This is a genomic window from Bradyrhizobium sp. in8p8 (assembly GCF_000426845.1).
GTDB classification, from domain to species: Bacteria; Pseudomonadota; Alphaproteobacteria; order Rhizobiales; family Xanthobacteraceae; genus Bradyrhizobium; species Bradyrhizobium japonicum_C.
Map to the genome: position 1 here is coordinate 1 of NZ_AUGD01000038.1, position 9,932 is coordinate 9,932.

The 9,932-nt window shown below is 61.3% G+C and carries 10 protein-coding genes and 2 pseudogenes; 8 read left to right on the forward strand and 4 right to left on the reverse strand.

Annotated elements, in window-relative coordinates:
- Nucleotides 1-255 (reverse strand): transposase (locus tag K408_RS0136290; RefSeq protein WP_028146154.1); only part of this gene is annotated, 255 nt, incomplete at its 3' end.
- 584 nt (nucleotides 256-839) lie between these two features.
- Entirely contained in the window at nucleotides 840-1,124 is a 285-nt protein-coding gene (locus tag K408_RS0136295; protein WP_024343442.1) for an outer membrane protein, read from the reverse strand.
- Between the two features lie 170 nt (nucleotides 1,125-1,294).
- Between K408_RS0136295 and K408_RS39960 the strand changes: the two genes are divergently transcribed.
- The 3 genes from K408_RS39960 to K408_RS44235 all read left to right on the forward strand — a co-directional run bounded on the left by K408_RS39960 (nucleotide 1,295) and on the right by K408_RS44235 (nucleotide 4,335).
- Nucleotides 1,295-2,833, forward strand: a complete 1,539-nt coding sequence (locus K408_RS39960; protein ID WP_024343443.1) for a sulfatase — start codon at nucleotides 1,295-1,297, stop codon at nucleotides 2,831-2,833.
- A 50-nt stretch (nucleotides 2,834-2,883) separates the two neighbouring features.
- Nucleotides 2,884-3,798 (forward strand): DUF4432 family protein, encoded by a 915-nt coding sequence (locus K408_RS40660; protein ID WP_196232453.1) that lies wholly within the window; start codon nucleotides 2,884-2,886, stop codon nucleotides 3,796-3,798.
- Between the two features lie 372 nt (nucleotides 3,799-4,170).
- The gene (locus tag K408_RS44235; protein ID WP_155248812.1) at nucleotides 4,171-4,335 is read left to right on the forward strand and encodes a hypothetical protein; all 165 of its coding nucleotides are present in this window, start codon (nucleotides 4,171-4,173) and stop codon (nucleotides 4,333-4,335) included.
- A gap of 47 nt (nucleotides 4,336-4,382) precedes the next feature.
- Here the strand turns inward: K408_RS44235 and K408_RS44240 are convergent, their stop codons facing one another.
- Nucleotides 4,383-4,544: a hypothetical protein gene (locus K408_RS44240; RefSeq protein WP_155248813.1), complete on the reverse strand. Its 162-nt coding sequence runs from the start codon at nucleotides 4,542-4,544 to the stop codon at nucleotides 4,383-4,385.
- Between the two features lie 724 nt (nucleotides 4,545-5,268).
- Between K408_RS44240 and K408_RS42550 the strand changes: the two genes are divergently transcribed.
- The 5 genes and pseudogenes from K408_RS42550 to K408_RS41740 all read left to right on the forward strand — a co-directional run.
- On the forward strand, nucleotides 5,269-5,502 hold the full coding sequence (locus tag K408_RS42550; RefSeq protein ID WP_155251405.1) for a hypothetical protein: 234 nt from the start codon (nucleotides 5,269-5,271) through the stop codon (nucleotides 5,500-5,502).
- A complete protein-coding gene (locus K408_RS44525) occupies nucleotides 5,502-5,927 on the forward strand; it encodes a P-loop NTPase family protein (protein WP_024343445.1) in 426 nt (141 codons plus the stop codon). The genes K408_RS42550 and K408_RS44525 overlap by 1 nt, the downstream gene beginning before the upstream one ends.
- 115 nt (nucleotides 5,928-6,042) lie before the next feature.
- Nucleotides 6,043-7,804: pseudogene (gene istA / locus K408_RS39975) on the forward strand (IS21 family transposase).
- On the forward strand, nucleotides 7,782-8,546 hold the full coding sequence (istB, locus tag K408_RS0136340; protein ID WP_024343447.1) for an IS21-like element helper ATPase IstB: 765 nt from the start codon (nucleotides 7,782-7,784) through the stop codon (nucleotides 8,544-8,546). Before istA ends, istB begins: the two are co-directional and overlap by 23 nt.
- Nucleotides 8,547-8,630: 84 nt before the next feature.
- Nucleotides 8,631-9,619 (forward strand): annotated as a pseudogene (locus tag K408_RS41740) (ATP-binding cassette domain-containing protein); the annotation flags it as partial.
- Nucleotides 9,620-9,637: 18 nt separating this feature from the next.
- Here the strand turns inward: K408_RS41740 and K408_RS0136350 are convergent.
- Nucleotides 9,638-9,932, reverse strand: a 295-nt coding sequence (locus K408_RS0136350; protein ID WP_155248779.1) for an integrase core domain-containing protein, incomplete at its 5' end; no start/stop codon positions are given.

Here is a 9,932-nt window from a genome sequence, read left to right on the forward strand (position 1 = left end):
TGAAAGAAGCTCGCGTAGCGCGGCCGCATCGAGCATCTGCTCGGCCAACAGCTTCTTCAGCTTCGCGTTCTCCTCCTCGAGCGCTTTCAACCGCCTGGCCTCGGAGACATCCATGCCGCCGAATTTGGCCTTCCAGTTGTAGATCGTCGCCTCGGAAATCCCGTGCTTGCGAGCCAGGTCGGCCGTCTTCGCCCCGGCCTCATGCTCCTTCAACACGGCGATAATCTGCTCTTCCGTGAACCTTGCTCGCTTCATCTGTCCGTCCTTTTCAGGCCGGACTCTAACTCCATCTGGAGGAAATACTCAGGGGCAGGTCACCAAGCGTAAAACGTTCAAGATGAGCTCTCAGCAGCGGCTTGGCGGGCGGAACCGCTTGCAGTCTTCAGTTTTGTAACGTCATGACCATACCCGCAGCTATACAAGTGATAACGGAGCTGGCCTTCTTGCGCGATCAGAGAGTCAGAGGGACGTCCAGTCTCCGTGACGGGTAATGGCGGCGATAGAGTCTCGCGGTGCCCGTCATGGAGATACACTATGTCGCAACCGAATGTCTTGCATAGCACTCACGGCTAACACGCCGGATCACTAAGCCCATTGTGATCTTTTGCGGTACGGCCTCGTCCATCGCACTCTGGTGCGGCAACGCATAGCCGAAGATTTGTTTCATCCGATGCGACCTGACGCAGCGCCGGCATCGAATTCGTGGAGATTGCCCACGCCGATTTCTATCACCTTGGCATCGGCAGCCCTCCCCACCTGGCAGACTTCATAGGAAACAGGCGGCCGATTGGGCCGCCTGTTTCGATTCAGGGAAAAACGGGTCGATCGTGCCCAGCGCCTCAGTACTTGGCGACAACCGTTTGGGGAGCGAAGCGATAGTTGAGGCCTACCTTGACCTGGCTGATGTTGTCCGCCTTGACTGACATGTTCGTCGTGCCGTCGGAGGCGAGCGCACGATCGCGGCCAAACGACAGGTAGTCGTACTCCGCCTTCGCCGACCAATTCCTGCCCAGATCGAACTCGGTGCCGTAGCCAACCGTCCAGCCCATGCGGGTGTTAGAGATACTGAAGCCGGTGCCGCTCGCGATGAAGGCGCCGGCGCCATTGTTACAGACGCTCGCCACTGGAATACGAGATTCTCTACACGCAGATGGCGGCCGCCGCCGCGCTGTCGATCCTGCCAGCCCTGGTGCTGCTCATCATCGGCCAGCGCTACATCGTGGCGGGTCTCACCCAAGGCGCTGTGAAATAAGACGGCGCCGTGAAAGAAGACGCGACCAGCGAAGGAAATGCCATGAAGACGGTCTTCGTTCTCTTCGATTCCCTCAACCGCCATCTGCTCGGCGCCTATGGCGGCATCAGGATTCCGACGCCTAACTTCGACCGTCTCGCCGCCAGGACGCTGACTTTCGACCGGCATTACGTCGGCAGCCTGCCGTGCATGCCGGCACGGCGCGATCTGCTCACCGGCCGGCTCAGCTTCCTGCATCGCAGCTGGGGCCCGCTCGAGCCGTTCGACAATGCGATGCCGGAGCTGTTGCATCACACCGGTGTCTACAGCCATCTCATCACCGATCATTTTCACTATTGGGAGGACGGCGGCGCCACCTATCACAACCGCTACGACAGCTATGAGTTCGTGCGCGGCCAGGAAGGCGATCCCTGGAAGGCGATGGTGCAGCCGCATTGGGAGCGTCTGCGCGAGATGTATCACGCGCGCCAGTTCACCACCGACCGGCGCAAATATCACTCGCAGAACATCATCAACCGCGAGTTCATCAAGGAGGAGAAGGATTTCCCCTCGGTGCAGTGCTTCGCGCACGCCTTCGACTTCCTTGACCGCAACCGCGACGCCGACAACTGGCTGCTCCAGCTCGAGACCTTCGATCCGCACGAGCCATTCCACGCGCCGGCCCGTTTCAAGGCGCCGTTCGACAGCGGCTGGAACGGGCCGATCCGCGACTGGCCGCGCTATGGCCGGGTCGACGAGCTGCCGGCCGAATGCGAAGAATTGCGCTCAAACTATTATGCCGTTGTGTCGATGTGCGACTTCCTGCTCGGACAGCTGCTCGACGATTTCGACCGCCACGACATGTGGAAGGACACCGCCCTTGTCGTCACGACTGATCACGGCTTCCTGCTCGGCGAGCACGATTTCTGGGCCAAGAACCGCATGAACCTCTATGAGGAGATCGTGCACATTCCGTTGTTCGTGCACGATCCGCGGCGCCCGCAACCCGGCGCGCGAAGCACGGTTCTGACCCAGTCCATCGACCTCGCGCCGACGTTCCTCGATCTGTTCGACGTGACGCCGCCGCGTGAGATGGAGGGCCACTCGATCCTGAAGGCCGCGCGATCCCCCCAGCCGTTACGCGAAGCGGCGCTGTTCGGCTATTTCGGCGGCGCGGTGAACATCACCGACGGGCACTACACCTATCATCGCTTTCCCGCCGACCTGAAGACGCAGGAGATCTTCCAGTACACGGTGATGCCGACGCATATTCGCTCGCCGTTCCTGCCCGAGGAGCTCGCCGGCGCATCGCTGTCGGAGGGCTTCCCCTTCACCAAGGGCGCAAAGCTGCTCAAGGTCCCCGTGATCGAACGCTCGCCGATGTATCTCAATTATGGCCCGGGCGCGCTGCTTGAGAATGATACGCGGCTCTATGACCTCGCGAAGGATCCAGGCCAACAGCAGCCGGTGAAGAACGAGGAGCAGGAGGCGCGCCTGGTGGCGCTGATGGCGCGGCTGATGGCTGCCAACGAGGCGCCGCCCGAAGCGTTTGGCAGGCTCGACCTGCACGAGTCGACAGCCCAACGCGAGATTTCGTCGTGACCTACAACAATCTGCGCGCCAAGGTCGGCGATCCCAAGCAGTTTGCGAGCGTGCGGCGCATCGTGCTCGACGAGGGTGTGGAGCGCGGCGTTGCCGCGCTTGCCTTCTCCAATGGAAATGGGCTCGATTTCTGGGCACTCGGGGACCGATCGCTCGACATCGGGCCGTTGTGGTGGAAAGGCATGCCGGTCGCCTGGCAGAGCATGGCCGGTTTCCGCAGCCCGCATTTGCACCATCCGGAGGAGGACGACGGGCGCGGCTACAGCCGCACCAATTCCGGATTCCTCGTCACCTGCGGGCTGGATCATTTTCGCCAACCCGTGCCTGGCCATCCCATGCACGGCCGACTGCCGTTCACGCCGGCACGCGTGACGGCGCACGGCGAAGACTGGAATCGGAGCGACCCCGTGCTGTTCTGCGAGGGCGAGGTCATGCAGTTCCGCTTCGGCGGCGAGGCGCTGCGTCTCAGGCGCCGGCTCGAGGCGCCCATCGGCGGTAACCTGCTGCGAATCCGCGACGAGGTGACCAACCTTTCAAACGAACCCACACCGCAGGCAAGTCTTTATCACTTCAATTTCGGCTACCCGGCTCTCGCGCCGGGATCGTCCGTGACCCTTGGCTCTCGCCGGTTGCTTGATGTCAAGGGGCTGCCTGATGTTTCGCTGTTGTCTGAATCCGTCAGCTTTCCTGCCGACGGTGATGGCGCTTCCGCCGTTTGCAGGCTCGCGACACCGATGGAGCACGGCGCGACGCTGGAGATTGCCGTCAGATTCGACGTCAGCACGCTTCCGCATCTTCAGCTCTGGCACGATCTGCGTCCGCAGGCCTGCGTGCTCGCGATCGAGCCCTGCACAAGCGCAAAGATCAACGGCGTCGAGCCGGTCGCCCTGTCGGGCGAGACCCGCAGCTATTCGGTGGATATTGCTTTTACCCAAAAGCAGTCAACGCCTGCTCACCTGGCTTAGTGTTCGACTATCCAACTACGGCGCCACCGACAGTTCCTGTCGAGCTTGAGAATCACGTGGAAGGGGTGGCGCTCCGTGTTCAGGCGTTCACCGATCTTGGCATCGAAAACCTGATCGAGCTCGTCAGGTTCTACAAAGAAACCCCAAGCTGGTCACGCGCTGGCAACGGGAATGATCTAACCAGCCTGCGGTCTACGCCGGATGCGTATCAAGATGTTGGACCCTCGAGGCCCGAAAGCTTGCAATCGCAAGACTCGATCCGCTAGAGAATACGATGCCCGCTCAATGGCTTGGCAGACCCCTCCTCACAGACCGCCAATTGGATCTTCGCCGACGCCATAGACCCAGAAGGCCTCGAATTTTGCCTCGCGCATGGCGGCGGTCGCGACCGCCGCGTTTGCGCTCGGCCTGGCGTTGGGTAAGAAGTCTCCTGGCGGTACCGACGCCGATAATCGCGCGTTGCGGTTGCGCCTTCGCCTGGCGGCGCTGCGCTTCCAGCTGATTGGTACTCATGCGTGCGAGCACCTGGCACCGTGACGAAATCGCCTTCGTTGACTAAGGATTTCTTTGATGCGACCGGGTATCTAGGTAGAAATGTCGATCTCCATCGCGTCGATGCGGCCGTTACCAGCAGCGATGCCTGCGGGCAGGTCGTGATTTGCGAGCTTCTGCCAGCAGTAATAGCCGCCGCCGGCTACTATGATGGCCAGAAGAACAGAGGCCCCAGCGTTCACGGTGCTTGTCACCCCCCTTCTTCTTCGCCTGTCCACGAGACACCGTGCGGTTGGGCGGGCTCTGCAACCCTGCTCGCGGGATCGCTTATGCTCGCGGTCGTCGAACAACCCGGAAGGAGAGCGACCTATTCGTCCCAACGCCTCCTTTCATAACGTGCCGTAGAGGCTCTTCGGCACTCCATTGAGCGATTGTGCCCAATCACGAGTGGCGAACGAAAATGTCGATGCTGTGCGTCCATCTTCATAGAAGATACTTCCTCATTCATGAGTGCCAACACCTTATGGCCCCGTGGACGGTCGGAGTTAAATTTAGGTGAACAGGTATTGACGAGATCAAATGCTATGGATTCGCTCGAACGAGGATAATATCGAGGCTCCCATGCCCCCCAAGGCGAGATCGCAACCTATGGTCCGTTCGCGCGATCGTATCCTGAAAGCCGCAATCGAGCGATTTTCAAAAGATCGTACGAACAGGCCAGCTTGCGCGACATCGCAGCCGATGTGGGGTTGATGTCGCCTATGTACACCGTTGCTTCGGCTCCAAAGAGCGTCTGTCTGTCGAGACCCTTAAGGCCTCGGCGCAGATCGATGAGCAGTTCACAGGCTGGCGCACAGTCTTGCGGGCGCACTCGCAAGGCAGGTGGTTTCGGAGCGTGCCCGCGGGGGGGCATGCGCTCGATATTGTCATTCGCTCGCTTGCCAGCCGGGAAGCCGCACCGCTGCTTCGGAAATTTGTTTGGGCGCTTGTCGATCCCTCGCTCAAAAACTCGATCAATCGAATATTGTGCCAATCGCAGTGCTCGCGGCCCTGTTGGCTGGCGTGTCCATATTCAGGAACGTGCTTCGGATGGGGTCACTCCTGGACGCGCCGAGCACCGAACTTGAAGCCCTGATCGCAAATGCCTTCCAGAGCATGATGGATGCCGCCGATCCGGCGACGGCAACTTTGAAACTGGAAAGAACTTCCTGATGATCGCCACCACCTCGCTCATTGCTGTCAACGCCGGTCAGATCGGTACTGGTCAAGCCGAGTGGGGCCTCCATGAAGCTGCGATCAAAGCCTTCGTTTCGCAAGAAGCCGCATTCGTCCACCCGCTGTCGCGTTGCCAGTTCTGGGACCTGAGCGATCGTCTGCGCGCGCGAAGGGCCGGAAGGAGCGTGGTAGTCGCCACGGCCTACATGTCCGAGGGTTTCGTCTGGCTGATCGCGATGAACGACGGAAAAATCTTCGCGACCAGCGCGCCGTCGGATCTGAAAGGTCGAACCAGCACGCGGTCGATCGAAGATGCATTCATAACCCTGCTCCGGCACGATAGCATTCTCTTCAGCCGGAGAAGCCGGTCGGTCCGTCGCACGTACCCGAAGGCGAGCCCGTCATCGTCGCCAGGGACCTGACCCGGGTTCCCCGTGGGTCGGTCAAAATCCCCCGGGTATGGTCACTTGAAACTCCCCCACCTGATGATCGCCGGCAGCGCCGCTGAACAGCGGTAGCCGGTCCGGCAGGACGTTTATTTTCGTCCCCTTTTATCGAGCAGGGGACTGGGAGTTGAACGTCTTGAAGCCACACCTGCAAAGCACTGTATTTACATTACTCGATCGCAACGCCAGCCAGCGCGAGATCCACAGGCTGACGGGGATCGACCGCAAGACGATCCGGCGTTACCGAGCGCTGCGGGCCGGTGCGGAGGCAAATTCCCCCGGGGAGGTGACCACCGGCTCGGCGAGCGGGGACAGCCAAATTCCCCCACCCCGACCACCGGCTTTTGGGGCATCGGAAGCGACGGTCACCAGCAGCCTGGCCCGTTCGGCTTGCGAAGCGCATCGGACGTGGATCGAAGAACAGGTCCGCCTGAAGCGGAACGCGCAGGCGATTTACCAGGACCTGGTCGATCAATTTGGCTTTCTGTCCAGCTACCAGAGCGTCAAGCGGTTTGTGCCCACGTTGCGGCACGCCGATCCCGAGCAGTTTGATCGGCTTGAGTTCCTCCCCGGCGAAGCTCAGGTCGACTATGGCGAGGGGGCGCCGACGGTTGATCCGAAGAGCGGGCGGTACCGTCGTCCGCGCCTGTTCGTGATGACGCTGCGCTACTCGCGGCGTAGCTTCCGGCGGGTAGTCTGGAAGTCGAGCCAGCAAATCTGGGCGCAGCTCCACGAAGAGGCGTTCCGGTATTTTGGCGGGGTGCCGAGCTATGTCGTGCTCGACAATCTGAAGGAAGGCGTCCTCAAGCCGGATTTGTACGAGCCCGAGCTCAACCCGATTTACAGCGCGATGCTGGCTCATTACGCCGTGGTCGCCGATCCCGCGCGGGTAGCCGATCCCAATCGGAAAGGATGCGTCGAGAGTGCTATTCAACATACCCAGGGCACCGCGCTGGCCGGAGGGCGCTTCGAGACACTGGAAGCCCAGAACGAGTTCTTGAGGCACTGGGAGGAGAATTGGGCCTCCAAGCGCATCCACGGCAGCACGCGTCGTCAGGTCGAGGCGATGTTCCAGGAGGAGAAGACACACCTGCGGCCGTTGCCAGTGGCTGCCTTCCGCATCTTCACCGAGGTCGTTCGGACCGTCTGCGACGATACCACCGTGCGTGTTGATAGCAGCTATTACGCCGCGCGGCCTGCACCCATCAGCAGTCAAGTCGTGGTGCGGATCTACGCCTCCACGATCGAGATCCGTGATCGCCACACCCATGCGCTGCTGCGTGTTCATTCCCGGACGACGCACCCCGGTTCTGTCGTCCTGCCGACCAGCGAACGGCCGTTCAATCCGTCGCGGCAAACCGCCGTGCTGCTGGCGAGCGCCGAGCGCGTCGGGCCGCAGACCAGGGCGCTGTGCCAGCAAGTGTTCGACACCGAGGGGCGCCCCGGACAGCGCGCGATGTGGGGCATTGTCGGGCTGAGCCGGAAATATCCGGCATGGCTGGTCGAGCAAGCCTGCGCGCACGCCATCGGCAACCGCATCTACCGTTACAAGCATGTGCGTGCGACCGTCGAGCGGTTGTTCGAACAGGCGATCGCGCAGGTTGGAGCGACGCCACAGCCGGCATCGCCGCTCACCCAGGATCATCCGCTGATCCGCGCCGCCGCCGAATACGGCGACCTCTTCAGCCACGCTGGGCGGCACGACGCCGGCAACAATGGCCGGCAGGCCGAGGCCCACGACAGCCGCGCTCGTGTCGCCAACCCCGGCCAGCTCCGGCGCCACGAGCACTCCCGCTGCGCCTTCTCACCTCAAACTGGAGACCCAGCCACATGATGACCATGCCGGAAATTGAGCGTTGCCTGCGACAGCTGCGCCTGTCAGGCGTCCGAGACACGCTGCAGACGCGCGTGCTGCAGGCGCAGGGCCCCAACCAGCCCTTCCTCAAGACCTTCTCCCTGATCCTGCAGGACGAACTGGACCGTCGTCAGTCCCGCCTTATCGAGCGACGATACCGGCAATCCGGACTCGACGAAAAACTGACGTTCGCCGAGTTCGACTGGTCCTTCAATCCCAAATTGCCGCGCCAAACCTGCTTCCAGCTCCACACCCTGGCGTTCATTGCCGCCGGCGAGAACGCGCTGCTCGTCGGCAAACCTGGCACCGGGAAGTCCCACATCGCCAAGGCGATTGCCTATCAGGCGATCCTGCAAAGCCACAAGGTCGAGTATCTTGAGACCGACGACTTCTTCCACCGCTACGCCCTGAACTCCCCGGCGCAGCGCGAGGCCCGCCTGCGAACCATCATCGACTGCGATCTCCTCGTGCTGGACGATCTGTTCCTCGCACGCGCCATCCCTGACGACGCCGGCGCCTTGCTGCAGACCCTGATCTATCAGCGCTACACACTGCACCGCAGCGTCATCGTCACCTCCAATCGCGTCGTGCAGGATTGGGGGACATACCTGGGGGACAACACCATGAGCACGACGATCCTCGATCGCCTGATGCATCATTGCCATCTGCTTGAGTTCGACGGACGCAGCTATCGGCTCAAAGAGGCCGCTGAAGCTGCCCGCGAAACAATGTCAAACTAACAATCCACTTCTGTCCTGCCTTGGGGGTGGAGGAGTTTGACTGACCGCACCCGGAGGAATTTGAAGTGACCCGCGGGGCCCGAGTTCGCCGATTCCACGGCGGTCGACCGGGTGAGCTTGCGATCCGTCGGCGCGAAATCTTCGGAGTTTTCGGTTCGAACGGTCAGGCAAAACGACCACGATGAAGATGCTAACCGGGCTTCTGCCGCAACCGAGGGTGAGGCGCTCATTTTCGGTCAGCAGCTGGAAGCCGCCGACCTCGATGCGCGTCGGCTACATGTCCCAATCCTTCTCGCTCTACTGTGAGCTGGCGGTCCGCCAGAACCTCAGCCTCCCGCTCGCCTGTTTCTTCTGCCATCGGAGTTTGCGGAGCGTAGGATTGCCGAACTGGTCGACCAGAGTGACCTCGCCGAGTATTTCGACAGTCTTGCTGCCGCGCTGCCGCTGGGTATCCGGCAGCGCCTGTCAGTTGCCGTTGCCATCATCCGCAAGCCGGATCTTCTGATCTTGGACGAGCCTACGTCCGGCGTTGATCCGGCAGCGCGCGACCGGTTCTGTGAGCTTTTGAATGATCTGGCCCGCAACAGGGTCATGACCGTCTTTCGTCTCGACCCACTCCATGAACGAGGCGGCCCGCTGCAACCGACTTGCGCTGATGCATGAAGAACGCGTGCTGGCGGGCGAGGGGAGCAAAGACGCTGGAGGACGCCTTCATCAACTTCCTCGAGCAGCGGACGGCCAATTCTCAACCAGCCGCTGGCGGAAGAAGCTGGCCCGACGCAGCACAATTCCGCCGGCGCCCTGTTCAGCTATCAGCGCTTGTTCGCTTATACCATCCGAGAGGGTCTCGAATTGGTTCGCGACTCGATACGGCTGATGTTCGCCTTGTTCGGCACAACCATTCTTAAGGTGGCCTTCGGTCTCGGTATCTCGACCGACGTGAACAACCTGACTTTTGCCGTGCTCGACAACGATAAGACACCTGAGAGTCGCCCTATCTCGAGGAGCTCAGAGGTTCAGGATACTTCGTCGAGAAGCCTCAGCTTGCCAATGGCGCAGATCTTGACAAAAGGTGACCTGCCCCTGAGTTTTCATCCAGAGGCAATTAGAGTCTCGGGGGTTTGTACGCCGATTGGCGCAGGTGGAGCAACGGGCGATCGGCGGAGCTGGTCGGGGTTGCGCAGCCGATCGCCCGTTGCGGTGAATGTGGCAGCATAGGCCGCCGGGGTGAGGTATTTCAGCGATGAGTGCGGGCGGTCGCCGTTGTAGTCGGCAACCCACGCCGCGATCTTTGCCCTGGCGTCGTCGAGGTCGAAGAACAGGGTCTCGTTGAGTAGTTCATCACGCATACGCCCGTTGAAGCTCTCGACGAAGGCATTCTGGATC

Bases quoted from the DNA above. Each gene is read 5' to 3' on its own strand.
- K408_RS39960 (WP_024343443.1), top strand. From the start codon at position 1,295: ATGAAGACGGTCTTCGTTCTCTTCGATTCCCTCAACCGCCATCTGCTC.
- K408_RS44235 (WP_155248812.1), top strand. From the start codon at position 4,171: ATGGCGGCGGTCGCGACCGCCGCGTTTGCGCTCGGCCTGGCGTTGGGT.
- K408_RS44525 (WP_024343445.1), top strand. From the start codon at position 5,502: ATGATCGCCACCACCTCGCTCATTGCTGTCAACGCCGGTCAGATCGGT.
- istB (WP_024343447.1), top strand. From the start codon at position 7,782: ATGATGACCATGCCGGAAATTGAGCGTTGCCTGCGACAGCTGCGCCTG.